Annotated in this window: 35 protein-coding genes; all 35 read right to left on the bottom strand. The window is 67.3% G+C overall.

What is annotated here, in order from left to right:
- Nucleotides 1-74 precede the first annotated feature (74 nt).
- The 35 genes from E0L36_RS25565 to E0L36_RS25395 all read right to left on the bottom strand — a co-directional run bounded on the left by E0L36_RS25565 (nucleotide 75) and on the right by E0L36_RS25395 (nucleotide 23,202).
- Nucleotides 75-1,097, bottom strand: a complete 1,023-nt coding sequence (locus tag E0L36_RS25565) for a DNA-directed RNA polymerase subunit alpha (protein WP_180931598.1) — start codon at nucleotides 1,095-1,097, stop codon at nucleotides 75-77.
- Nucleotides 1,098-1,235: 138 nt separating this feature from the next.
- Entirely contained in the window at nucleotides 1,236-1,862 is a 627-nt protein-coding gene (rpsD, locus tag E0L36_RS25560; RefSeq protein WP_180931597.1) for a 30S ribosomal protein S4, read from the bottom strand.
- A gap of 26 nt (nucleotides 1,863-1,888) precedes the next feature.
- Complete coding sequence (gene rpsK, locus E0L36_RS25555) at nucleotides 1,889-2,293, bottom strand: 30S ribosomal protein S11 (RefSeq protein WP_180931596.1); 405 nt, start codon at nucleotides 2,291-2,293, stop codon at nucleotides 1,889-1,891.
- 69 nt (nucleotides 2,294-2,362) lie between these two features.
- Complete coding sequence (rpsM, locus tag E0L36_RS25550; RefSeq protein WP_180931595.1) at nucleotides 2,363-2,743, bottom strand: 30S ribosomal protein S13; 381 nt, start codon at nucleotides 2,741-2,743, stop codon at nucleotides 2,363-2,365.
- A gap of 223 nt (nucleotides 2,744-2,966) precedes the next feature.
- Complete coding sequence (rpmJ, locus tag E0L36_RS25545; protein ID WP_003956441.1) at nucleotides 2,967-3,080, bottom strand: 50S ribosomal protein L36; 114 nt, start codon at nucleotides 3,078-3,080, stop codon at nucleotides 2,967-2,969.
- Between the two features lie 64 nt (nucleotides 3,081-3,144).
- A complete protein-coding gene (gene infA / locus E0L36_RS25540; protein WP_003948620.1) occupies nucleotides 3,145-3,366 on the bottom strand; it encodes a translation initiation factor IF-1 in 222 nt (73 codons plus the stop codon).
- Between the two features lie 396 nt (nucleotides 3,367-3,762).
- Nucleotides 3,763-4,599, bottom strand: a complete 837-nt coding sequence (gene map / locus E0L36_RS25535; RefSeq protein WP_180931594.1) for a type I methionyl aminopeptidase — start codon at nucleotides 4,597-4,599, stop codon at nucleotides 3,763-3,765.
- 230 nt (nucleotides 4,600-4,829) lie between these two features.
- A complete protein-coding gene (locus E0L36_RS25530) occupies nucleotides 4,830-5,480 on the bottom strand; it encodes an adenylate kinase (protein WP_180931593.1) in 651 nt (216 codons plus the stop codon).
- The gene (secY, locus tag E0L36_RS25525) at nucleotides 5,480-6,793 is read right to left on the bottom strand and encodes a preprotein translocase subunit SecY (protein WP_180931592.1); all 1,314 of its coding nucleotides are present in this window, start codon (nucleotides 6,791-6,793) and stop codon (nucleotides 5,480-5,482) included. The genes E0L36_RS25530 and secY overlap by 1 nt, the downstream gene beginning before the upstream one ends.
- Before the next feature lie 222 nt (nucleotides 6,794-7,015).
- A complete protein-coding gene (gene rplO / locus E0L36_RS25520; protein WP_180931591.1) occupies nucleotides 7,016-7,477 on the bottom strand; it encodes a 50S ribosomal protein L15 in 462 nt (153 codons plus the stop codon).
- 1 nt (nucleotide 7,478) lies between these two features.
- Nucleotides 7,479-7,661, bottom strand: a complete 183-nt coding sequence (rpmD, locus tag E0L36_RS25515) for a 50S ribosomal protein L30 (RefSeq protein WP_180931590.1) — start codon at nucleotides 7,659-7,661, stop codon at nucleotides 7,479-7,481.
- On the bottom strand, nucleotides 7,661-8,263 hold the full coding sequence (gene rpsE / locus E0L36_RS25510; RefSeq protein ID WP_180931589.1) for a 30S ribosomal protein S5: 603 nt from the start codon (nucleotides 8,261-8,263) through the stop codon (nucleotides 7,661-7,663). The genes rpmD and rpsE overlap by 1 nt, the downstream gene beginning before the upstream one ends.
- Nucleotides 8,264-8,342: 79 nt before the next feature.
- Nucleotides 8,343-8,726, bottom strand: a complete 384-nt coding sequence (rplR, locus tag E0L36_RS25505; protein WP_180931588.1) for a 50S ribosomal protein L18 — start codon at nucleotides 8,724-8,726, stop codon at nucleotides 8,343-8,345.
- A gap of 3 nt (nucleotides 8,727-8,729) precedes the next feature.
- Complete coding sequence (rplF, locus tag E0L36_RS25500) at nucleotides 8,730-9,269, bottom strand: 50S ribosomal protein L6 (RefSeq protein WP_180931587.1); 540 nt, start codon at nucleotides 9,267-9,269, stop codon at nucleotides 8,730-8,732.
- A gap of 23 nt (nucleotides 9,270-9,292) precedes the next feature.
- Nucleotides 9,293-9,691 carry a 30S ribosomal protein S8 gene (gene rpsH, locus E0L36_RS25495; RefSeq protein ID WP_180931586.1) on the bottom strand — a complete coding sequence of 133 codons (399 nt, stop codon included), beginning with the start codon at nucleotides 9,689-9,691 and terminating at the stop codon, nucleotides 9,293-9,295.
- A gap of 294 nt (nucleotides 9,692-9,985) precedes the next feature.
- Nucleotides 9,986-10,171: a type Z 30S ribosomal protein S14 gene (locus E0L36_RS25490; protein WP_030883916.1), complete on the bottom strand. Its 186-nt coding sequence runs from the start codon at nucleotides 10,169-10,171 to the stop codon at nucleotides 9,986-9,988.
- Nucleotides 10,172-10,173: 2 nt separating this feature from the next.
- Complete coding sequence (gene rplE, locus E0L36_RS25485; protein WP_180931585.1) at nucleotides 10,174-10,734, bottom strand: 50S ribosomal protein L5; 561 nt, start codon at nucleotides 10,732-10,734, stop codon at nucleotides 10,174-10,176.
- Nucleotides 10,734-11,057, bottom strand: coding sequence for a 50S ribosomal protein L24 (gene rplX, locus E0L36_RS25480; RefSeq protein ID WP_180931584.1), 324 nt, complete (start codon nucleotides 11,055-11,057; stop codon nucleotides 10,734-10,736). Before rplX ends, rplE begins: the two co-directional genes overlap by 1 nt.
- A gap of 2 nt (nucleotides 11,058-11,059) precedes the next feature.
- On the bottom strand, nucleotides 11,060-11,428 hold the full coding sequence (rplN, locus tag E0L36_RS25475; RefSeq protein ID WP_180931583.1) for a 50S ribosomal protein L14: 369 nt from the start codon (nucleotides 11,426-11,428) through the stop codon (nucleotides 11,060-11,062).
- Between the two features lie 169 nt (nucleotides 11,429-11,597).
- Complete coding sequence (rpsQ, locus tag E0L36_RS25470; RefSeq protein ID WP_180931582.1) at nucleotides 11,598-11,891, bottom strand: 30S ribosomal protein S17; 294 nt, start codon at nucleotides 11,889-11,891, stop codon at nucleotides 11,598-11,600.
- Complete coding sequence (gene rpmC / locus E0L36_RS25465) at nucleotides 11,891-12,115, bottom strand: 50S ribosomal protein L29 (protein WP_180931581.1); 225 nt, start codon at nucleotides 12,113-12,115, stop codon at nucleotides 11,891-11,893. Before rpmC ends, rpsQ begins: the two co-directional genes overlap by 1 nt.
- Nucleotides 12,115-12,534, bottom strand: a complete 420-nt coding sequence (gene rplP, locus E0L36_RS25460; RefSeq protein ID WP_180931580.1) for a 50S ribosomal protein L16 — start codon at nucleotides 12,532-12,534, stop codon at nucleotides 12,115-12,117. Before rplP ends, rpmC begins: the two co-directional genes overlap by 1 nt.
- A 5-nt stretch (nucleotides 12,535-12,539) precedes the next feature.
- Nucleotides 12,540-13,373: a 30S ribosomal protein S3 gene (gene rpsC, locus E0L36_RS25455; protein ID WP_180931579.1), complete on the bottom strand. Its 834-nt coding sequence runs from the start codon at nucleotides 13,371-13,373 to the stop codon at nucleotides 12,540-12,542.
- The gene (rplV, locus tag E0L36_RS25450; RefSeq protein WP_180931578.1) at nucleotides 13,373-13,720 is read right to left on the bottom strand and encodes a 50S ribosomal protein L22; all 348 of its coding nucleotides are present in this window, start codon (nucleotides 13,718-13,720) and stop codon (nucleotides 13,373-13,375) included. The genes rpsC and rplV overlap by 1 nt, the downstream gene beginning before the upstream one ends.
- A 42-nt stretch (nucleotides 13,721-13,762) precedes the next feature.
- On the bottom strand, nucleotides 13,763-14,044 hold the full coding sequence (gene rpsS, locus E0L36_RS25445) for a 30S ribosomal protein S19 (protein ID WP_180931577.1): 282 nt from the start codon (nucleotides 14,042-14,044) through the stop codon (nucleotides 13,763-13,765).
- A gap of 14 nt (nucleotides 14,045-14,058) precedes the next feature.
- A complete protein-coding gene (rplB, locus tag E0L36_RS25440; RefSeq protein WP_180931576.1) occupies nucleotides 14,059-14,895 on the bottom strand; it encodes a 50S ribosomal protein L2 in 837 nt (278 codons plus the stop codon).
- A 39-nt stretch (nucleotides 14,896-14,934) separates the two neighbouring features.
- Nucleotides 14,935-15,357 (bottom strand): 50S ribosomal protein L23, encoded by a 423-nt coding sequence (gene rplW, locus E0L36_RS25435; RefSeq protein ID WP_180931575.1) that lies wholly within the window; start codon nucleotides 15,355-15,357, stop codon nucleotides 14,935-14,937.
- Entirely contained in the window at nucleotides 15,357-16,001 is a 645-nt protein-coding gene (gene rplD, locus E0L36_RS25430; RefSeq protein WP_180931574.1) for a 50S ribosomal protein L4, read from the bottom strand. Before rplD ends, rplW begins: the two co-directional genes overlap by 1 nt.
- A gap of 6 nt (nucleotides 16,002-16,007) precedes the next feature.
- Nucleotides 16,008-16,652, bottom strand: coding sequence for a 50S ribosomal protein L3 (rplC, locus tag E0L36_RS25425; RefSeq protein WP_180931573.1), 645 nt, complete (start codon nucleotides 16,650-16,652; stop codon nucleotides 16,008-16,010).
- 13 nt (nucleotides 16,653-16,665) lie between these two features.
- Complete coding sequence (gene rpsJ / locus E0L36_RS25420; protein ID WP_016473429.1) at nucleotides 16,666-16,974, bottom strand: 30S ribosomal protein S10; 309 nt, start codon at nucleotides 16,972-16,974, stop codon at nucleotides 16,666-16,668.
- An 833-nt stretch (nucleotides 16,975-17,807) separates the two neighbouring features.
- A complete protein-coding gene (gene tuf, locus E0L36_RS25415) occupies nucleotides 17,808-19,001 on the bottom strand; it encodes an elongation factor Tu (protein ID WP_180931572.1) in 1,194 nt (397 codons plus the stop codon).
- 223 nt (nucleotides 19,002-19,224) lie between these two features.
- A complete protein-coding gene (gene fusA, locus E0L36_RS25410; protein WP_180931571.1) occupies nucleotides 19,225-21,348 on the bottom strand; it encodes an elongation factor G in 2,124 nt (707 codons plus the stop codon).
- A gap of 39 nt (nucleotides 21,349-21,387) precedes the next feature.
- On the bottom strand, nucleotides 21,388-21,858 hold the full coding sequence (gene rpsG / locus E0L36_RS25405) for a 30S ribosomal protein S7 (RefSeq protein ID WP_180931570.1): 471 nt from the start codon (nucleotides 21,856-21,858) through the stop codon (nucleotides 21,388-21,390).
- Nucleotides 21,859-21,860: 2 nt separating this feature from the next.
- A complete protein-coding gene (gene rpsL / locus E0L36_RS25400; RefSeq protein WP_003948652.1) occupies nucleotides 21,861-22,232 on the bottom strand; it encodes a 30S ribosomal protein S12 in 372 nt (123 codons plus the stop codon).
- Between the two features lie 481 nt (nucleotides 22,233-22,713).
- Entirely contained in the window at nucleotides 22,714-23,202 is a 489-nt protein-coding gene (locus E0L36_RS25395) for a DUF1707 and DUF4190 domain-containing protein (RefSeq protein WP_180931724.1), read from the bottom strand.
- Nucleotides 23,203-23,247 lie beyond the last annotated feature (45 nt).

Genomic DNA, 23,247 nt, shown 5'->3' with positions numbered 1-23,247 from the left:
GCACCGGGATGTTCCGTGCGGCCGGGCCACCCCTCCGGCCGTACCGGAGGGAGTCACCCGAGGTGAGACGGTGCTCAGTACTGCTCGGTCTCCACGAAGCCCGCGTCCGCGTCGTCGTCGGCGCCGAAGGCGTCCGCGGCGGCGGTCGGGTCGAATCCGGGCGGGCTGTCCTTGAGGGCCAGGCCCATACCGGCGAGCTTCGCCTTGACCTCGTCAATCGACTTCGCACCGAAGTTGCGGATGTCGAGCAGGTCCGCCTCGGAGCGCGCGACCAGCTCGCCCACCGAGTGGATGCCCTCGCGCTTGAGGCAGTTGTACGAGCGGACGGTGAGCTCCAACTCCTCGATCGGCAGCGCCAGATCGGCGGCGAGCGCGGCGTCCGTCGGCGAGGGGCCCATGTCGATGCCCTCGGCGTCGACGTTCAGCTCCCGCGCCAGGCCGAACAGCTCGACCAGCGTCTTGCCCGCCGAGGCCATCGCGTCCCGCGGGCGCATGGCCTCCTTGGTCTCGACGTCGACGATCAGCTTGTCGAAGTCGGTGCGCTGCTCGACACGGGTCGCCTCCACCTTGTAGGTGACCTTGAGCACCGGCGAGTAGATGGAGTCCACCGGAATCCGGCCGATCTCCTGACCCACCTGCTTGTTCTGCACGGCCGAGACGTAGCCACGGCCGCGCTCGACCGTCAGCTCCATCTCCAGCTTGCCCTTGCCGTTCAGCGTGGCCAGGAGCAGGTCGGGGTTGTGCACCTCAACGCCCGCGGGCGGGGCGATGTCCGCCGCGGTCACCAGGCCGGGGCCCTGCTTGCGCAGGTACATGACCACCGGCTCGTCGTGCTCCGAGGAGACGACCAGGCTCTTGATGTTGAGGATGAGGTCGGTCACATCCTCCTTGACGCCCGGCACGGTGGTGAACTCGTGCAGCACCCCGTCGATCCGGATGCTGGTGACAGCGGCTCCGGGGATCGAGGAGAGCAACGTGCGGCGGAGGGAGTTGCCGAGGGTGTAGCCGAAGCCCGGCTCCAGCGGCTCGATCACGAACCGGGAGCGGAACTCGTCGACGACCTCTTCGGTCAGGGAAGGACGCTGAGCGATCAGCATGGAAAGCGAACTCCAGTCTTCGGTACCCGCTATTTGATACCGAGCCAGACGACATTACGTACCAGGATACGGGCGGGCCACCGGAAACGCGGTGGCCCGCCCGCACCTGAGGTGTAGCTCCTCCGGTAACCGGGACGGTTACTTGGAGTACAGCTCGACGATCAGCTGCTCCTGCACCTGGGTGTCGATCACCTGGCGCTCGGGCAGCGAGTGGACGAGGACCCGCAGGTTGGCGGGGATCGACTCCAGCCACGCCGGGACGGTCTTCTCACCAGCCTCCGCCTGTGCCACCTGGAAGGGGGCCAGGTTCTTGGAGGACGCGCGGACCTCGACGATGTCGTTCACGGACACCCGCGCCGACGGGATGTCCGTCTTCCGGCCGTTCAGCTCGATGTGGCCGTGCCGCACCAGCTGACGGGCGTGGTCACGGGACTTGGCGAAGCCAGCCCGGTACACCACGTTGTCCAGTCGGGTCTCCAGGATGCGCAGCAGGTTCTCACCCGTCTTGCCCTGCTGGCGGTTGGCCTCCGTGAAGTACCCGCGGAACTGCTTCTCCAGCACCCCGTAGATACGAGCCGCCTTCTGCTTCTCGCGCTTCTGCAGCAGGTACTCGGAGTCCTTGGTGCGCCCGCGCCCGTGCTCACCCGGGGGGTAAGGACGGATCTCGATCGGGCACTTCGCGCTCTCGCACTTAGCTCCCTTGAGGAAGAGCTTCTGCTTCTCCCGACGGCAACGCTTGCAGTCGGCCCCGGTGTAACGCGCCATTGTCTCTGTTCTCCTCGTTCAGCTGGTCAGACTCGGCGGCGCTTCGGCGGGCGGCAGCCGTTGTGCGGGGTCGGGGTGACGTCCTGGATGGAGCCGACCTCAAGACCCGTGGCCTGGAGGGAACGGATCGCGGTCTCCCGGCCGGAACCGGGGCCCTTGACGAAGACGTCGACCTTGCGCATGCCGTGCTCCTGGGCGCGGCGAGCGGCGTTCTCCGCGGCCATCTGGGCGGCGAACGGCGTCGACTTACGCGAGCCCTTGAAGCCGACATGGCCGGCCGAGGCCCAGGAGATCACGTTGCCGGTCGGGTCAGTGATCGAAACGATGGTGTTGTTGAACGTGCTCTTGATGTGGGCGTACCCATGAGCAACGTTCTTCTTCTCCTTCCGGCGCACCTTCTTGACGCCGGCCGTACGGCCCTTCGGAGGCATATATGAAAACTCCCGTGGAGGTGGTCGGTCCTACAGCGCGGACCGCTGTCAAGCGTCCGTAGCTGCGGACTACTTCTTGCCCGGCTTCTTCTTACCGGCGATCGCGCGGCGCGGCCCCTTACGGGTGCGGGCGTTCGTCTTGGTGCGCTGGCCGTGCACCGGGAGACCCCGGCGGTGGCGCAGACCCTCGTAGCAGCCGATCTCCACCTTGCGGCGGATGTCGGCCTGGATCTCGCGGCGGAGGTCACCCTCCACACGCAGGTTGTTGTCCACGTACTCGCGGAGCTTGACGAGGTCCTCCTCGCCGAGGTCCCGCACGCGGGTGTCGGGGTTGATGCCCGTCTCACTCAGGGTCTGCTGGGCAAGGGTGCGACCAATGCCGAAGACGTAGGTGAGGGCGACCTCCACGCGCTTCTCACGCGGAAGGTCGACGCCTGCGAGGCGTGCCATGGATGTGGCTCCTGAACTGGTTCGTCGGAGGTCTGCCGCAGAGCCGTCCCCGGCTCGACCACTCCGGACACCGGAGCGGAAACACCAGGTCCCCGGCCTCCGACCGGGGGTGTCGTCCCCACCGACGCGGTGTGCTCACGGCGGGGGGTCGGGCTGCTGCGTATGTACGTTGTCGCTCGCGTCGCGCGAAGTGCTGCGCAGTGCGTGGGTGGTGGTACCGGCGTCAGCCCTGGCGCTGCTTGTGGCGCAGGTTGTCGCAGATGACCATGACCCGGCCGTGGCGGCGGATCACCTTGCACTTGTCGCAGATCTTCTTGACGCTCGGCTTGACCTTCATGGGATGAGGTTCTCCGGGTCAGGCCACCGACTCACGGAAGCGAGCGGTGGCTCGATCTGTCGATCTACTTGTAGCGGTAGACGATCCGCCCGCGCGTCAGGTCGTAGGGGGAGAGCTCCACCACGACGCGGTCGTCGGGAAGAATACGGATGTAGTGCATCCGCATCTTGCCGCTGATGTGCGCGAGGACCTGGTGACCGTTCTGAAGCTCCACCTTGAACATCGCGTTAGGCAGAGATTCGACGACGGTGCCCTCGATCTCGATGGCCCCTTGTTTTTTGGCCATACTTGAGCGCTTCACCTTCCGGGATCGGCTACCTGGGGTGGCCTGGGCGTACTGGGAGCATATTGGACATACGCCGACACCCGGACCGACGAGCCAGTCTACGTCACGGCATCCGGAAAGACGAATTCGGATAGTCTCCCCGGCGGCCGAGATCCCTAATCACGCCACCGGGCATCGTCGGCCCGTTCCCCACCCCGGCACCGGCCCCGAATCCGGGGAACCGGACTCCCCGCGAGCGCCACCGGTGTTCGCTTTCACCGGCCATCCACCCGGGATACACGGTTAGTGACGGTTACGTCACCAGCTGGCGAACGCCGGGACTCCACCCTGCTCCGGGGCCTCGCTCCCACCCCGCCGGGACCGCCACCGCACGAGCTGTGCCAGCGACCTCCGGGGTCAGCCGAGCGGATCGGGAGCGGCCTGCACCCCGAGCTCGGCCAGCTTCGCCCGGCCACCGTCCGGCGCGGTCAGCACCACCGGCCCGTCCTCGGTCAGCGCGACGGAGTGCTCCCAGTGGCTGGACCAGGTGCCGTCGTTCGTCTTGACCGTCCACTCGTCAGCCAGCACGTGTGTCTTCGCGGTACCCAGGCTCACCATCGGCTCGATCGCCAGGCACATCCCCGGCACCAGCTTGGGCCCCCGGCCGCGCTTCCGGTCGACGTAGTTCAGCAGGTGCGGGTCCATGTGCATCTGGGACCCGATGCCGTGCCCGCCGTAGTCCTCGATGATCCCGTACTTCCCGGAGGCCGGACGCGGCTGTCGCCGGATGTACTCCTCGATCGCCCGCGAGACGTCCACCAGTCGGCCGCCCTTGCGGACCGCCGCGATCCCGGCCCACATCGACCCCTCGGTGACCCGGCTCAGCTCCTGGAGTTCCGCCGGGTGCCCCTCCCCCACGAAGACGGTGAGCGCCGCGTCCCCATGCCAGCCGTCGATGATCGCCCCCGCGTCGATGGACAGCAGGTCGCCCGCCTTCAGCACCGTCTCCCGGTCGGGGATGCCGTGCACCACCACGTCGTTCACCGAGGTGCAGATGTTGCCGGGGAAGCCGCCGTACCCGAGGAAGTTGGGCTTCGCACCGTGGTCCGCCAGCACCTTCGCCGCGACCTCGTCCAGGTCCTTCGTCGTCGCCCCGGGAACCGCGGCTTCCGCGCAGGCGCGGTGCATGGCGGCGACGACCAGCCCCGCCTCGCGCATCTTCGCGATCTGCTCCGGGGTCTTGATCTCCACCATGGCGGCCGTCGCCTTCCTGTACCGAGTGACTGTCGAGTGCCCGCGCCCGTCTCCCAGCGGCGGCCCGGGTGGATCCCGGCGCCCGGGTCGCCCACCGGCCCGGCCGGGCGGCAACGACGCGTCGCCACCCCCAGTCTGCCATCACCGCGCGGGCGCCGGTCCCACGGCGGAGGCCCCCGCACCCGCCGCTCGGGCGGTACGCGGGGGCCTCCGCTGAACTACCGGTGGGGTCAGTCCTGTCCGAGCACGTGCATGGCGCGCTCGGTGACCTCGGGCACGGAGCCCAGCGCCGAGATGGTGGTCACCACGCCCTGCGCCTTGTAGTGGTCGATGATCGGTTCCGTCTCGCTGTGGTAGACGGAGAGGCGCTTGCGGACCGTCTCCTCGCGGTCGTCGTCCCGCTGGTACAGCTCGCCGCCACACTGGTCACAGACGCCCTCGGCCTTCGGCCGCGCGTACTCCACGTGGTAGACGTGGCTGCTGTCCTTGCGGCAGATCCGCCGGCCGGCGATCCGCTTGACGACCTCTTCCTCCGGGACCTCCAGGTCCAGCACCGCGTCCAACTTCTGGCCGTTGTCCCGCAGGACCCCGTCCAGCGCCTCAGCCTGCGTGATGTTCCGCGGGAAGCCGTCGAGCAGGAACCCCTGGGCAGCGTCCGGCTGCGCCATACGGTCCTGCGCCATGCCGACCGTCACCTCGTCCGGCACGAGTTGGCCCGCGTCCATGAACTCCTTCGCCCTGCGTCCGAGTTCCGTGCCCTGACTGATGTTGGCACGGAAGAGGTCACCGGTGGAGATGTGGGGAATCGACAGGGTCTGCGCGAGGAGCGCGGCCTGTGTTCCCTTACCCGCACCGGGCGGCCCGACGAGGACGATACGCATCAGCGGAGGAACCCTTCGTAATTGCGCTGCTGAAGCTGGCTCTCGATCTGCTTCACGGTCTCAAGCCCAACACCCACGATGATCAGGATGCTCGTCCCACCGAAGGGGAAGTCCTGCTGAGCGTTGAACATGATCAGCGCGACGGTCGGCACCAGGGCGATCAGCCCCAGATACAGGGAACCCGGCCAGGTGATGCGGTTCAGCACGTAGCTCAGGTACTCCGCTGTGGGTCTACCGGCCCGGATGCCCGGGATGAATCCACCATACTTCTTCATGTTGTCGGCAACCTCTTCGGGGTTGAAGGAGATAGCCACGTAGAAGAAGGCGAAGAACACGATCATCACGAAGTACGTGACGATGTAAATGGGGGAGTCACCAGCCACGAAGTTGGCTTCGATCCACTGCCGCCAACCCGCCTGCGACCCGCTGAAGTTGGCGACGAGCGCCGGAATGTACAGCAACGAGGAGGCGAAAATCACGGGGATGACGCCGGCCTGGTTGACCTTCAGCGGGATGTAGGTCGACGTACCGCCGTAACTCCGGCGCCCGATCATGCGCTTCGCGTACTGCACGGGGATCCGCCGCTGGGCCTGCTCGACGAAGACCACCAGGGCGACCATCGCCAGACCGCAGAGGATCACGGCCCCGAACTCGATCCAGCCGTCGGCCAGCTTGCCCTGCTTCTTGATCGCCCAGAGAGCGCCCGGGAAACCCGCCGCGATCGAGACGAACATGATCATCGACATGCCGTTACCGATGCCGCGGTCAGTCACCAGCTCGCCGAGCCACATGATGACGGCGGTACCCGCGGTCATCGTGAGCACCATCACGATGGTGGTGAAGATGCTCTGGTTCGGCACGATCTGGTCGGCGACCTGACACTGCGGGAACAGGGAGCCACTTCGCGCCGTCGCCACCAGACCCGTCGCCTGGAGGATGGCCAGCGCGATGGTCAGGTACCGCGTGTACTGCGTGATCTTCGCCTGACCGGACTGGCCCTCCTTCTTCAGGGCCTCAAGCCTCGGGATGACGACCACGAGCAACTGGAGAATGATGCTCGCCGTGATGTACGGCATGATGCCGAGGGCGAAGATCGTGATCTGGAGCAGCGCACCGCCGCTGAACATGTTGACGAGCCCGAACAGACCCTGGTTGGTCTTGGCCTCGTCCATGCACGCCTGGACGTTCTCATAGCTGACCCCCGGCACCGGGATATGGGCCCCGATCCGGTAGAGCACCACGATGCCCAGCGTGAAGAGCAGCTTCTTGCGCAGGTCGGGCGTCTGAAACGCCCGAGCGAACCCGGTGAGCACGGTGCCTCCTGCGCCCCCCGCGTTCGCTACGCGAGAGGTGACGGTCTTGAGGATCGACAGTTATTTCCCAGCCAGCGAGCTGGCCGCGCCGGACGGGGCGGACCCCGGGACGCGGACAGCGCGTGCCACCTTACCGGCGACCGCTGTCCCCGAGGAATGACCACCCTGGAACGACTGACCGGGGATGCCCCGTTGGGACACCCCCGGCCTCAGTCAACGAACTCAGACAAGCTCGGTGACGGTGCCGCCAGCAGCGGCGATCTTCTCCTTGGCGGTGCCGGAGACCTTGTCCACGGTCACCTGCAACGCCACCGAGATCTCGCCGGTGCCCAGCACCTTGACGAGCTCGTTCTTGCGCACCGCGCCCTTGGCCACCAGGCCGGCCACGGTGACCTCGCCACCCTCGGGGTACAGCTCGGCCAGCTTGTCCAGGTTCACCACCTGGAACTGCTTGTGCGCCGGGTTCTTGAACCCCTTGAGCTTGGGCAGCCGCATGTGCAGCGGCATCTGCCCACCCTCGAAGCGGGCCGGAACCTGGTACCGGGCCTTGGTGCCCTTGGTGCCACGACCAGCGGTCTTACCCTTCGACGCCTCACCACGACCCACACGGGTCTTGGCCTTCTTCTCGCCGGGGGCGGGCCGGAGGTTGTGGATCTTCAGCGGCTTCTCAGCGGAAGGCGCCATCTCAGTCGACCTCCTCAACCGTGATGAGGTGCCGCACGGTGTGCAGTTGACCGCGCACCACGGGGCTGTCCTCGCGTACGGCCACGTCGTTGACGCGCTTCAGACCGAGCGTCCGCAGCGTGTCACGGTGATTGCGCTTGGTCCCGATGACGGACCGGCTCTGCGTGATCTTCAGGCGGGCCATTACGCACCCACCCCGGCACGCGCCCGCAGCATGGCGGCGGGAGCCACGTCCTCCAGCGGCAGACCACGACGGGCGGCGATCTCCTCCGGGCGCTGAAGCCCGCGGAGCGCCGCCACCGTGGCGTGCACGATGTTGATCGGGTTGGAGGAGCCGAGCGACTTGCTCAGCACGTCGTGAATGCCGGCGCACTCCAGCACGGCACGCACCGGGCCACCGGCGATCACACCGGTACCGGGCGACGCCGGCTTCAGCAGCACGACACCCGCCGCCTCCTCACCCTGGATCGGGTGCGGAATGGTGCCCTGGATACGCGGGACCTTGAAGAAGTGCTTCTTGGCCTCCTCCACGCCCTTGGCGATCGCGGCCGGCACCTCCTTGGCCTTGCCGTACCCGACACCCACGGTGCCGTCACCATCGCCCACCACGACCAGCGCGGTGAAGCTGAAGCGACGACCACCCTTCACAACCTTGGCGACACGGTTGATCGCGACAACGCGCTCAACGTACGCGGTCTTCTCGGCGGCAGCGCCGCCGTCCCGGCCCTTACGGTCCCGCCGCTCGCCGCCACCGGCGCCGCCACCGCGGCGCTGGGGTCCAGCCATTGGAATTACCTCTCTCGTTTACTCCCCGCTCCCACCAAGCTCAGCGGCAGCGGGGGGCCCAGTCAGCTACGGAACCGGCTCAGAACCTGAGCCCGGCCTCACGGGCCGCGTCGGCCAGAGCGGCGATCCGCCCCGCGTACTTGTTGCCACCGCGGTCGAACACGACGGCCTCGACGCCCGCCGCCTTCGCCCGCTCGGCGACCAGGGCGCCGACCTGGGAAGCCTGGGCGCTCTTGTCACCCTCTCCACCGCGGACCGAGGAGTCCAGGTGCGACGCCGAGGCCAGCGTGTGGCCCGCGATGTCGTCGATCACCTGCGCCCGGATCCCACGGTTGGAGCGCGTCACCACGAGACGGGGGCGCTCGGGCGTGCCCGAGACCTTCTTGCGGACGCGGATGTGACGGCGCTTGGTGGCGGCGCGCTTGTAGGCGTCGCCCTTAGCGATCTTCACGCCGTATGACATGGGTTACTTACCAGCCTTTCCGACCTTGCGGCGGATGGTCTCGCCGGCGTACTTGACGCCCTTGGCCTTGTACGGGTCGGGCTTCCGCAGCTTGCGGATGTTCGCGGCGACCTCGCCCACCCGCTGCTTGTCGATGCCCTCCACCGTGAGCTTGGTCGGCGACTCGACCTTGAAGGAGATCCCCTCGGGGGCCTCCACCACGACCGGGTGGCTGTAACCCAGCGAGAACTCCAGCGTGGAGCCCTTCGCCTGGACGCGGTAACCCACACCGCTGATTTCGAGATCCTTGCTGAAGCCCGTCGTCACGCCAGTGATCATGTTCGCCACCAGCGTGCGGGACAGGCCGTGCAGGGCCTTGTTCCGGCTCTCGTCGTTCGGGCGGGTCACCGCGATGATGCCGTCCTCGCCCTTGGCGACCTCGATCGGCTCGGCGACGGTGTGCGAAAGCGAGCCCTTGGGACCCTTCACGCTGACCGTCCGGCCATCGATGGTGACGTCCACACCAGCGGGAACCTGGATGGGCAGCTTGCCGATACGCGACATGGCTTTACCTCCGTTCCCTTCCGTTACCAGACGTAGGCGAGGACTTCCCCGCCCACACCCTTCTTGCTGGCCTGCTTGTCGGTGAGGAGACCGTGCGACGTGGAGATGATCGCCACGCCCAGGCCGCCGAGCACCTTCGGCAGGTTGGTGGACTTTGCGTAGACCCGCAGGCCCGGCTTGGAGATCCGCTTGATGCCGGCGATCGAGCGCTCACGGTTCGGACCGAACTTCAGCTCCAGCACGAGGCTCTTGCCCACCTGGGCGTCCTCGGTCTTCCAGCCGGTGATGAAGCCCTCCTGCTGGAGGATCTCGGCGATGTGCGACTTGATCTTGCTGTGCGGCATCTCGACGGTGTCGTGGTACGCCGAGTTCGCGTTCCGCAGACGCGTCAACATGTCTGCGATGGGGTCGGTCATGGTCATGTGATGGCCTTCGGCCTCTCTCGCCGGGGTTTCCCTGTCTGCTCCGTCCCTCTCCCCGCTCTCGGCGGGACGGGTGTGGTGCGGGGGACCTACGGCGTAGTCGAATCCATTTGCGGGCTGCGCCCGCGACGGTCAGGGGCGGCGGCAACCCAGCCCCACAAGGCTAAGCCATGCGGAACCGGTCACCCGCCTGCCCTTCTGCGCCTTACCAGAGCGCCAGCGGCCCATCCGCCGTCCGGCACTCCGAACGCCGCCCCATGTGGGAGGGCGTCCGGGTGGCCGGACGGCGGCGGGTCACCAGGAGCTCTTGGTGACGCCCGGCAGTTCGCCACGGTGCGCCATCTCACGAAGGCACACGCGGCACAGGCCGAACTTGCGGTAGACGGAGTGCGGACGGCCGCAACGCTGGCAGCGCGTGTAGGCGCGCACCGCGAACTTGGGCTTGCGGCTGGCCTTGGAGATCAGAGCCTTCTTCGCCATGATCAGTTCTCCTTGAACGGGAAGCCGAGGTGACGCAGGAGGGCGCGGCCCTCGTCGTCGTTGGTCGCCGTGGTCACCACGGTGATGTCCATGCCCCGTACCCGGTCGATCTTGTCGGGGTCGATCTCGTGGAACATGACCTGCTCCGTGAGACCGAAGGTGTAGTTACCCCGACCGTCGAACTGCTTGGGCGACAGGCCGCGGAAGTCGCGGATGCGCGGCAGCGCCAGCGACACCAGCCGGTCCAGGAACTCCCACATCCGGTCGCCGCGCAGCGTGGTGTGCGCGCCGATCGGCATACCCTCACGCAGCTTGAACTGCGCGATGGACTTACGGGCCTTGGTCACGGCCGGCTTCTGACCGGTGATCATGGTCAGGTCCTTGACCGCGCCCTCGATCAGCTTGGAGTCGCGGGCGGCGTCGCCCACACCCATGTTGACGACGACCTTGGTCAGCCCGGGGATCCGCATGACGTTGTCGTAAGCGAACTCCTCCTGGAGCTTGCCCTGGATCTCCGAACGGTAGCGCTGCTTCAGGCGCGGTGCGTTGGTGGTGGCAGTCATCAGATGTCCTCACCGGTCCGCTTGGCAACGCGGATCTTGTTGCCGTCCTCGTCGAAGCGGTAGCCGACGCGGGTCACGACCTTCTTGCCGTCCTTCTCCACCACGAGCTGAACGTTGCTCACGTGGACCGGGGCCTCGGTGGTGACGATCCCGCCGGTCTTCGAACCCCGAGCGGTCTGGCCGGCCTTGGTGTGCTTCTTGACCCGGTTGACACCCTCGACGAGCACCCGGGCGTCCCGCGGGTAGGCCGCGATGACCTTGCCCTGCTTGCCCTTGTCCTTGCCGGTGATGACCTGAACCAGGTCGCCCTTCTTGATCTTCATGCTCACAGCACCTCCGGCGCGAGCGAGATGATCTTCATGAACTTCTTCTCGCGCAGCTCCCGGCCCACCGGGCCGAAGATACGGGTGCCCCGGGGGTCACCGTCGTTCTTGAGCACGACCGCCGCGTTCTCGTCGAAGCGGATGTACGAGCCGTCGGGGCGGCGGCGCTCCTTCACGGTGCGCACGATGACCGCCTTGACGATGTCGCCCTTCTTCACGTTCCCGCCCGGGATCGCGTCCTTCACGGTAGCGACGACGACGTCACCGATGCCCGCGTAGCGCCGGCCTGAGCCACCGAGCACACGGATGGTGAGAATCTCCTTCGCACCCGTGTTGTCGGCGACGCGAAGCCGAGACTCCTGCTGGATCACGTCTATCTCCTGATCGTCTGCCGGTTCCCGGCGGGGGCTCTCACCGAGCGCCCCCGCCGAGCCTGGCGGAACTCGTCCCGGGGCGAACCCCGGGCTCCACTATTGGAATTCCCTCACGGGAACGGTCCGCGCGGCGCCGCGAGGACGCCGCGGCCGGACCGCGGGCGAGTTACTTCGCCTTCTCAAGAATCTCGACGATGCGCCAGCGCTTCGTCGCGGACAGCGGACGGGTCTCCATCAGGAGGACCCGGTCGCCGACGCCCGCGGCGTTCTGCTCGTCGTGCGCCTTGAGCTTGTTCGTACGGCGGATGACCTTGCCGTACAGCGGGTGCTTGACGCGGTCCTCGACAGCGACGACGGCGGTCTTGTCCATCTTGTCGCTGACGACCAGGCCCTCACGGGTCTTCCGGATGCCGCGCTCCTGGCCCGAGCTGTTCTCTGTAGTCACGTTCGTCTCGCTCATCAGGCGCTCTCCACCGTCTCGATGCCCAGCTCACGCTCACGCATCAGGGTGTAGATCCGGGCGATGTCCTTGCGCACGGCCTTGAGCCGACCGTGGTTCTCCAGCTGCCCGGTCGCCGCCTGGAAGCGGAGGTTGAACAGCTCTTCCTTGGACTCCCGAAGCTTGCCGACAAGCTCCTCGTCGCCCAGCTGGCGCAGCTCGGACGCCTTGGTAACGGACGCCATCACGACTCACCTGCCTCGCGCCGCACGATCCGGCACTTCATCGGAAGCTTGTGGGCGGCGCGGATGAGCGCCTCCTTGGCAATCTTCTCGTTCGGGTACGACAGCTCGAACATCACACGTCCGGGCTTGACGTTCGCGACCCACCACTCCGGCGAACCCTTACCGGAACCCATGCGGGTCTCGGCGGGCTTCTTGGTCAGCGGACGGTCCGGGTAGATGTTGATCCAGACCTTGCCGCCACGCTTGATGTGCCGGGTCATCGAGATACGAGCGGCCTCGATCTGCCGGTTGGTCACATAGGCGCCGGTGACGGCCTGAATGCCGTACTCACCGAAGGCGACCTCGGTACCACCCTTCGCCATGCCCTTGCGCTTGGGGTGGTGCTGCTTACGGTGCTTGACCCTGCGGGGGATCAGCATGACGGTCAGCCCTCCTTCCCGGCAGCGCCGGGCTCAGCCGCCGCACCAGCGGGGGCCACGGACTCGGCCTTGGGGGCCTCCGCCGCCTGCTGCTGCGGCTTGCGGCCGCGACCGCCACGCTCGCCACCCCGGCGGGGGCGCTCGTTGCCGCCGCCACCCCGCGACGGACGGTTGCCCGCACGGGCCGCGGCGTTCTCGGCGCGGACCTCAGCGATGTTCTTCACGTCGCCCTTGTAGACCCAGACCTTCACACCGATCCGGCCGAAGGTCGTCCGGGCCTCGAAGAAGCCGTAGTCGACGTTGGCCCGCAGGGTGTGCAGGGGAACCCGGCCCTCGCGGTAGAACTCCGAGCGCGACATCTCGGCACCGCCGAGACGGCCGCCGCACTGGATCTTGATGCCCTTGGCACCGGCCTTCATCGCGGTCTGCATGCTCTTGCGCATCGCGCGACGGAAGGAGACCCGGGAGGACAGCTGCTCGGCGACCGCCTGGGCCACCAACTGCGCGTCCGTCTCGGGGTTCTTGACCTCAAGGATGTTGAACTGGATCTGCTTGCCGGTCAGCTTCTCCAGGTTGCCCCGGAGACGGTCGGCCTCGGCGCCCCGGCGACCGATCACGATGCCCGGACGCGCGGTGTGCACGTCGACCCGGACACGGTCACGGGTGCGCTCGATCTCGACCTTGGAGATACCGGCCCGCTCCATGCCCTGGGTGAGCATCCGGCGGATCGCGACGTCTTCCTTGACGTAGTCCTTGTACAGCTTGTCGGCGTACCAGCGCGACTTGAAGTCGGTGGTCACGCCCAGTCGGAACCCGTGCGGGTTTACCTTCTGGCCCATTACCGGGTTCCTTCCTTGCTGCTCACGACCACGGTGATGTGGCTCGTCCGCTTACGGATCCGGTAGGCGCGGCCCTGGGCGCGCGGCCGGAACCGCTTGAGAGTCGGGCCCTCGTCGACGTAGGCCTCGGAGATGACGAGGCTGTCGGCGTCCGTGTGGTCGTAGTTGTGCGCGGCGTTGGCAATGGCGCTGTCGAGCACCTTGCCCACCGGCACGCTGGCGGCCTGCGGGGCGAAGCGCAGGACGGCCTGAGCCTCCGTGGCGTCCATGCCACGAATGAGGTCCACCACGCGGCGGGCCTTCATGGGCGTCACGCGCACATAGCGCGCCCGAGCCCTGGCTTCCATGGTTGTCCCTTCGGTGTCAGTCATCGTCTTCACACCCACCGGTCAGCGACGCCGCGACTTGCGGTCGTCCTTGACGTGGCCCTTGAAGGTGCGGGTCGGCGCGAACTCGCCGAGCTTGTGGCCGACCATCGACTCGGTGACGAACACCGGGACGTGCTTGCGGCCGTCATGCACCGCGATCGTGTGGCCGAGCATGGCCGGGACGATCATCGAGCGGCGAGACCAGGTCTTGATGACGTTCTTGGTGCCCGCGTCGTTCTGCGTGTCCACCTTCTTGGCGAGGTGGTCGTCGACGAAGGGCCCCTTCTTGAGACTGCGCGGCATCTAAAACCCGCCTCCTAGCGCTTCTTGTTCGTCTTGCGGCGGCGGACGATGTACTTGTTGCTGGCCTTCTTCGGCGAGCGCGTACGCCCCTCCTTCTGGCCCCACGGCGACACCGGGTGACGACCACCGGAGGTCCGGCCCTCACCACCACCGTGCGGGTGGTCGATCGGGTTCATGACCACACCACGCACGGTCGGGCGAACGCCCTTCCAGCGCATCCGGCCTGCCTTGCCCCAGTTGATGTTCGACTGCTCGGCGTTCCCGACCTCGCCGACGGTGGCGCGGCAGCGGATGTCGACCAGCCGGATCTCGCCGGACGGCATGCGGAGGTGGGCCATGCGACCCTCCTTCGCCAGCAGCTGCACCGAGGCACCCGCGGAACGGGCGATCTTCGCACCGCCACCGGGCCGCAGCTCGATGGCGTGGATGACCGTACCGACCGGGATGTTGCGCAGCGGCAGGTTGTTGCCCGGCTTGATGTCAGCTCCCGGACCGTTCTCCACACGGTCGCCCTGCGTCAGCTTGGCCGGGGCGAGGATGTAGCGCTTCTCGCCGTCGACGTAGTGCAGCAGCGCGATGCGCGCGGTGCGGTTCGGGTCGTACTCGATGTGCGCCACCTTGGCGGGCACGCCGTCCTTGTCGTGCCGACGGAAGTCGATCACGCGGTAGGCGCGCTTGTGGCCACCGCCCTGGTGGCGGACGGTCACACGACCGGTGTTGTTACGGCCGCCCTTGCTGTGCAGCGGGCGCACCAGCGACTTCTCCGGCGTGGACCGCGTGACCTCGACGAAGTCGGCGACGCTGGAGCCACGACGGCCCGGGGTCGTCGGCTTGTACTTGCGGATACCCATTTCTCAGTCCTCGTCCGATATCGGACGATCCGGACTCCGTCAGGAGACCGGACCGCCGAAGATGTCGATACGGTCGCCCTCGGCGAGGGTCACGATGGCGCGCTTCGTGTCGGCGCGCCTTCCGTAGCCGGTGCGGGTGCGCTTGCGCTTGCCCTGCCGGTTCAGCGTGTTGACCCCCATGACCTTGACCGAGAAGACCGTCTCGACGGCCTGCTTGATCTGGGTCTTGTTGGCCCGCGGGTCGACGACGAACGTGTACTTGTTCTCGTCGAGCAGGGCGTAGCTCTTCTCCGAGACGACCGGCTTGATCAGCAGGTCGCGCGGGTCGGTGAAGGTCTTGCTCGGTTCGGCGGGTGAGCTCGGGCCGGGGCCGTCCGTGGCGCGGCGCGCGGCCTTGGCGACGCGCGCGGCCTTGGCGGCCTTGGCTGCCTTCGGCGCGATGCTCGGGTGGTGCTGTGCCATCAGGCGTCGCTCCCTTCGGTCTTCGTACGCGCGGCGACGAAGGACTCGAAGGCGGCCTTGGTGAAGACCACGTCGTCGGACACGAGCACGTCATACGTGTTCAGCTGCCCCGGCTCCAGGATGTGCACCTGGGGCAGGTTGCGGGCCGAGAGCCAGGCGGACTGGTCGTCGCGCTCGGCGACCAGCAGCAGGTTCTTGCGCTCGCTGATCTTCCCGAAGAAGGTCCGCGCGGCCTTGGTGGAGACCTCGCCGTCGACCACGCCGGTGACAACGTGGACCCGGGAGTGCCGGGCGCGGTCCGAGAGGGCGCCACGCAGGGCGGCGGCCTTCATCTTCTTCGGCGTCCGCTGCGAGTAGTCACGGGGCACGGGACCGTGCACCACGCCACCACCGGCGAACTGCGGAGCGCGCGTCGAACCCTGCCGGGCGCGGCCCGTGCCCTTCTGGCGGTACGGCTTGCGGCCACCGCCGCGCACCTCGCCACGGGTCTTCGTCTTGTGCGTGCCCTGCCGGGCGGCGGCCAGCTGCGCGACAACGACCTGGTGCATCAACGGCACGCTGGCCTGCGCGTCGAAGAGCTCGGCGGGGAGCTCCACGGTCCCGGCCTTCTCGCCCGCGGGCGAAAGGATGTCAATCGTGCTCATTTAACTTCAGGCCCCCTTGGCCGCGGTACGGACCAGGACGAGGCCGCCGTTCGGACCGGGGACCGCGCCCTTGATGAGCAGCAGGCCCTTCTCCGCGTCAACGGCGTGGACGGTCAGGTTCTGGGTGGTGACCCGCTCGTTGCCCATACGGCCTGCCATCCGGGTGCCCTTGAAGACACGTCCGGGGGTGGCACAGCCGCCGATGGCGCCCGGCTTGCGGTGGATGCGGTGCGCACCGTGCGAAGCCTTGCCGCCGTGGAAACCGTGCCGCTTCATGCCACCGGCGAAGCCCTTGCCCTTCGACTTGCCGGTCACGTCGACCTTGAGGCCGGACTCGAAGGAGTCGGCGGTCAGCTCCTGGCCGAGCGTGTACTCGCTGGCGTCGGAGGTCCGCAGCTCCACGAGGTGACGGCGCGGGGTGACGTCGGACTTGGCGAAGTGCCCCTTGAGCGGCTTGTTCACCTTGCGCGGGTCGATCTCGCCGAAGGCGATCTGGACGGCCTCGTAGCCGTCCCTGTCTGCGGTGCGCACCTGGGTCACGACGTTCGGACCGGCCTTGACCACGGTCACCGGGACGACACGGTTGTTCTCGTCCCAGACCTGGGTCATGCCGAGCTTCTCGCCCAGGAGGCCCTTGATCTGCTTAGCCATCTTCCCGCACCCCTCAGAGCTTGATCTCGATGTCAACGCCGGCCGGAAGGTCCAGGCGCATCAGCGAGTCAACGGTCTTGGGCGTCGGGTCGAGGATGTCGATCAGACGCTTGTGGGTACGCATCTCGAAGTGCTCGCGCGAGTCCTTGTACTTGTGCGGCGACTTGATGACGCAGTACACGTTCTTCTCAGTGGGCAGCGGCACCGGGCCCGCGACCGACGCACCGGTACGGGTCACCGTCTCGACGATCTTCTTCGCCGAGTTGTCGATGACCTCGTGGTCGTAGGCCTTGAGCCGGATGCGGATCTTCTGTCCCGCCATGGCTACTTCGTAGTCCTGTCTCTCGTAACGCTCTGGAACCCGTGACCACTCTCCGCCGACCCACGCGGTCGGGCGTGTCGCTTCCCTTCTCAGAGTGCTCCACGGTGCGTGGAACCCTGTGGACCACCCGGGAGCCGCGACACAGCGGGCTCACAACGGAGCGGCGAAGGGAGTCGGGGGAGAGAACCCACCGGTGCCTGGCTGGAAGCCCCTCCCACGCTTCCCGGAAGATTCCCGTACTTCCGCCCCTGATAAGGGACGACGAATACCTGGGACTCGCTTCCAGTCCTCCCGGCGGGAGGCGCGCGGCATCGGCACTCAACCGAGCAACCTGCACAGTGTGCCACACCGCGATTAGCTGACGCCAATCGGGGCATTATCACGGGTTCACCGCGGCATCCTCGGCGCCCTCCCCGGTCGGCCTGGTGTGAACCACCTGACCGCACTACCACAGCGCGCTCCCCCGCGACGCGCCGGTGGTACGCCGGACCCGTAGGGTCCCGGTCGCGGACCGCTCCGCCGGACGGACCCACCTCCCGGTGTATCCGGGACCGATCCCCGTCGGCTCGATGGCGAAGATGACCGCGAACACGACGGCTACGGACACGACCCACGCGCACGACGGCCGGAGGCCGAACCAGTCCGCGGTGGCGGCACCGCACGACACCGGCCCGGCACCGGAGGAGTCGGTGGCCCGGGCCCCGCGAACGGGGCGGAGCACACAGGGAGTTCGGCGAACTCGGGGAACACGGGGAACACGGGGAACACGAAAAAGGGGTCCCCCCGCCAAGCGGCGGAAGGACCCCTTCTGCTCTACGCCTAGGCGCGGAAGGTCACTTCAGGATCTTGGTGACCTGGCCGGCGCCCACGGTCCGGCCACCCTCGCGGATGGCGAACTTGAGGCCCTCCTCCATGGCGACCGGCTGGATGAGCTGAACGCTCATCTCGGTGTTGTCGCCCGGCATGACCATCTCGGTGCCCTCGGGGAGGGTCACCACGCCGGTCACGTCCGTGGTACGGAAGTAGAACTGCGGGCGGTAGTTGTTGAAGAACGGGGTGTGCCGACCGCCCTCGTCCTTCGACAGGATGTACGCCTGCGCCTCGAACTCCGTGTGCGGGGTGACCGAGCCCGGCTTGATGATGACCTGGCCGCGCTCGACGTCCTCGCGCTTGATGCCACGCAGGAGCAGACCGACGTTCTCACCGGCCTGGCCCTCGTCGAGCAGCTTGCGGAACATCTCGATACCGGTGACGGTCGTCGAGGTCTTGGTGTCCTTGATGCCGATGATGTCGACGTTCTCGTTGACCTTCAGCACACCGCGCTCGATACGGCCGGTGACGACCGTGCCGCGGCCGGTGATGGTGAAGACGTCCTCGATCGGCATCAGGAACGGCTTCTCGACGTCACGCTCCGGCGCGGGGATGGCCTCGTCGACAGCGTGCATCAGCTTGACGACGGACTCGCCCCACTCCTTGTCGCCCTCCAGGGCCTTGAGCGCGGAGACCTTGACGACCGGAACGTCGTCGCCCGGGAACTCGTACTCCGAGAGCAGCTCACGGACCTCAAGCTCGACGAGCTCCATGATCTCCTCGTCGTCCACCATGTCGGCCTTGTTCAGGGCGACGACGATGTACGGGACGCCGACCTGGCGGGCCAGGAGCACGTGCTCCTTGGTCTGCGGCATCGGGCCGTCGGTGGCGGCGACCACGAGGATGGCACCGTCCATCTGCGCGGCACCGGTGATCATGTTCTTGATGTAGTCCGCGTGACCCGGGCAGTCGACGTGGGCGTAGTGACGGTTCTCCGTCTGGTACTCGACGTGCGCGATGGAGATGGTGATACCGCGCTGGCGCTCTTCCGGCGCCTTGTCGATGTTCTCGAACGCCGAAGCCTGGTTCAGGTCCGGGTACGCGTCGTGCAGCACCTTGGTAATCGCCGCGGTAAGAGTGGTCTTGCCGTGGTCGATGTGACCGATGGTGCCGATGTTGACGTGCGGCTTAGTCCGCTCGAACTTCGCCTTCGCCACTGGGGTCCTCCTGTGGACTGGTGCTGTACACCCTCCACACTTTGCGGAGGGGTTCAGGTGGTCGTTCCGAACGGGTCAGGACCCCGAGGGGGATGCCCTTGACCAGTTCGCTTGGATGGGCGGGCGCCGAGGTCCCCACCACGGACCGCTGGGCGGTCTGTGGTGGAGTGCCCCGAATGCCGTTGCTCCAGCCTAATGGGTGAGGTTCAGCGCACGCGCCGCGTCACTCGCCCTTGGCCTTCGCGATGATCTCCTCGGCGACGCTCTTGGGAACCTCGGCGTAGGAGTCGAACTGCATGCTGTAGCTGGCGCGGCCAGAGGTCTTGCTCCGCAAGTCCCCGACGTAGCCGAACATCTCCGAGAGCGGCACCAGACCGGTCACGACCTTGGCCCCACTCCGGTCCTCCATGGCCTGGACCTGGCCGCGACGCGAGTTGATGTCGCCGATGACATCGCCCATGTACTCCTCGGGCGTGTGCACATCGACCTTCATCATCGGCTCCAGCAGGGCCGGGCTGGCCTTGCGGGCGGCCTCCTTGAAGGCCATCGAGCCGGCGATCTTGAAGGCCATCTCGGACGAGTCCACGTCGTGGAACGCACCGTCGAGCAGGGTGACCTTGACACCCGTGAGCGGGTATCCGGCGAGCACGCCGAACTCCATGGCCTCCTGGCAGCCCGCGTCCACCGACGGGATGTACTCCCGGGGGATACGGCCACCCGTGACCTTGTTCTCGAACTCGTACCCGTCGCCCTCAAGCGGCTCGACATCGATGATCACGCGGCCGAACTGGCCGGAACCACCGGTCTGCTTCTTGTGGGTGTAGTCGACCTTCTCGACCTTCTTGCGCAGCGTCTCGCGGTACGCCACCTGCGGCTTACCGACGTTCGCCTCGACCTTGAACTCGCGCTTCATACGGTCGACCAGCACATCGAGGTGCAGCTCGCCCATACCCGCGATGATCGTCTGGCCGGTCTCCTCGTCGGTGTGAACCTGGAAGGAGGGGTCCTCCTCGGCCAGCCGCTGGATCGCGACGCCCAGCTTCTCCTGGTCGCCCTTGGACTTCGGCTCGATGGCGACCTGGATCACCGGGGCCGGGAACTCCATGGACTCCAGGATCACCGGCTTACCGGGATCGCAGAGCGTCTCACCGGTGGTGGTCTGCTTCAGACCCATGACGGCGACGATGTCACCGGCACCCACCGCGTCGATCTCCTCACGCTTGTTGGCGTGCATCCGGTAGATCTTGCCGATGCGTTCCTTCTTGCCCTTCACCGAGTTCAGCACCTGCGAACCCGAGGTGATGCGGCCCGAGTAGACCCGGATGAAGGTGAGCTTCCCGAGGTGCGGGTCGCTCGCGATCTTGGAAACCAGCGCGGCCATCGGCTCGTCCTCGGACGGCCTGCGCGTCAGGGTCTCCTCGGGATTGTTGGGCGCGTGGCCCTCGATGGCCTCAACGTCCAGCGGAGCCGGCAGGTAGCGCACGATCGCGTCGAGCAGCGGCTGCACGCCCTTGTTCTTGAACGCCGTACCGCAGAACACCGGGGTGATGGTGGTGGTGCCCTCAACTCCGGTGGAGGCGAGGGTGATCCGGCGGATCGCCGCCATGAGCTGCTCCTCGGAAGGCTCCTGGCCCTCCAGGTACAGCTCCATCATCTCCTCGTCGTTCTCGGCCACGGCTTCCAGGAGCTTGCCGCGCCACTCGTCGGCGGCCTCCGTGTGCGTGTCGGGAATGTCGACGACGTCGTACGCCTCGCCGAGCGTGGCCTCCGGCGACCACACGAGCGCCTTCATGCGGACCAGGTCCACGACGCCCCGGAAGTCGGCCTCGGTGCCGATCGGCAGCTGCATCACCAGCGGAACGGCGCCCAGCCGCTTGTCGATCATGTCGACGCAGCGGTGGAACTCCGCGCCGGTGCGGTCGAGCTTGTTGACGAAGCAGATCCGCGGGACGCCGTAGCGGTCAGCCTGCCGCCACACGGTCTCGGACTGTGGCTCGACACCGGCCACACCGTCGAACACCGTGACCGCACCGTCGAGCACGCGCAGTGAACGCTCCACCTCGACGGTGAAGTCGACGTGGCCCGGGGTGTCGATGATGTTGATGGTGTAGTCGTCGTCGTTGAGCGGCCAGTGGCAGGTCGTCGCGGCGGACGTGATGGTGATGCCGCGTTCCTGCTCCTGCGCCATCCAGTCCATGGTGGCGGCGCCGTCGTGCGTCTCACCGATCTTGTAACTCACACCGGTGTAGAACAGGATCCGCTCGGTGGTCGTCGTCTTGCCCGCGTCGATGTGCGCCATGATCCCGATGTTGCGGACCTTGGCCAGGTCAAGTGAAGTGGTAGCCATAAGGCTTCAGTCTTCTCTCGGTCTCGATGGGGTGAGCGACTACCAGCGGTAGTGCGCGAAGGCCTTGTTGGACTCGGCCATCTTGTGCGTGTCCTCGCGCTTCTTCACGGCGGCGCCGAGCCCGTTGGAGGCGTCGAGCAGCTCGTTCATCAGGCGCTCGGTCATGGTCTTCTCGCGGCGGGCGCGGGAGTACCCCACGATCCAGCGCAGCGCGAGCGTGGAGGAGCGGCCGGGACGGACCTCGACCGGCACCTGGTAGGTGGCGCCACCGACACGGCGCGAGCGGACCTCAAGGGTCGGCTTCACGTTCTCCAGGGCCCGCTTGAGGGTGATGACCGGGTCGTTGCCGGTCTTGTCCCGCAGCCCCTCCATCGCGCCGTAGACGATGCGCTCGGCGGTGGAACGCTTGCCGTTCAGCAGCACCTTGTTGATCAGGGAGGTCACCAGAGGAGAACCGTAGACCGGGTCAATGATGACCGGGCGCTTCGGGGCAGGGCCCTTACGAGGCATGCTTACTTCTCCTTCTTGGCGCCGTAGCGGCTGCGAGCCTGCTTGCGGTTCTTGACGCCCTGCGTGTCGAGGGAGCCGCGGATGATCTTGTAACGAACACCCGGCAGGTCCTTCACACGGCCACCACGCACCAGCACGATGGAGTGCTCCTGGAGGTTGTGGCCCTCGCCCGGAATGTAGGCCGTGACCTCGATCCCGCTGGTCAGACGCACACGCGCGACCTTACGCAGGGCCGAGTTCGGCTTCTTCGGGGTGGTGGTGAACACACGCGTGCAGACACCGCGCCGCTGGGGGGATCCCTCCAGTGCGGGTGTCTTGTTCTTCTCGACCTTGTCCTGCCGGCCCTTGCGGACCAGCTGCTGGATCGTAGGCACCTGTTCTCCGGTTTCTGTGTGCCAGTCTCGGTAAAGCTAACCCGGGCCGCCAGCCCGACCCACGAGGTCGGGTGTGTCGAAGACCGCACGCCCCGCGAAAACGGGGACATCCTCTTTTCGACAGAGGACTCCCCTTGAGGAGAAGCATGCGGATTCGGTATCACCAGCCGCGCGATCCGTCCCGCCGACAGCGGAGTGGACTCAGGCGCAGGGGACACCCCAGGCACGAGGTCAGAGCCTACCTACCGTACCCGCTGGGGTCAAAACAAATGCCCACGCCACCGTAATACCCGGAACGATCGAGGGGAAGGGCGCCTCGGGCGGCGCCAGACGGCTCATCGGCACCCCGATCCAGGGGCGCACCGCCCGCTCCCCTCCCCCTGTTCTCGACGGAACGCGTCAACCACGGGCACCCGCCGGAGCGTCCACGGACGGTGCCCGCGCGGGACCGCCGGGCCACCCCGCACCCGGGCCCCGGGCCTCAGCGACCCAGCGCGACCGCGGCCACGATCACCAGCACCACCGCGACGAACCCGAGGGTCACCCAGCCCAGCACCAGCCCGGCCGTGGCCAGGCCCTCGCCGCGCTCCCCGGTCCGCCGGATCTCGGCCTTCGCCTTGTGCCCGAGGATGATCGCGGGGATCGCCGTCAGTCCGTACATCGGGGTCAGCACCCCGCAGACCAGCGCGCCGATAGCGCTGCCGTTGGTCTGCGGCGGGGGCAGGAAGGTCCGCGGCACCGGCTGTGCGACGTACGCCTGGGGCTGCGCGAACTGCTGCGGAGTGGGGGTGGGCAGAGGAAGCGGCCCCTGGGGAAGATCGGCGAGCAGCAGGTGCAACTCACCGTAGGTCTGCGCGTTCTGGGCGCGCTCCAGCCGCTGTTCGTACTCCGGCTGGCCGAGTCGCCCCTCGCTGAAGCCCGCCTTGAGCACGTCGATCGCGCGCTCCCGGTCCGTGTGGGACGCGCGCATCGCGGACAGCTGCGCGGGCTGCTGCCACGGCTGAGGGGTCAGCCC

The sequence above is a fragment of the Streptomyces sp. AJS327 genome (assembly GCF_013450295.1).
GTDB lineage: Bacteria > Actinomycetota > Actinomycetes > Streptomycetales > Streptomycetaceae > Streptomyces.
The sequence above is the reverse complement of the archived record's forward strand: the minus strand, read 5'-3'. Positions and strand labels throughout refer to the sequence as shown.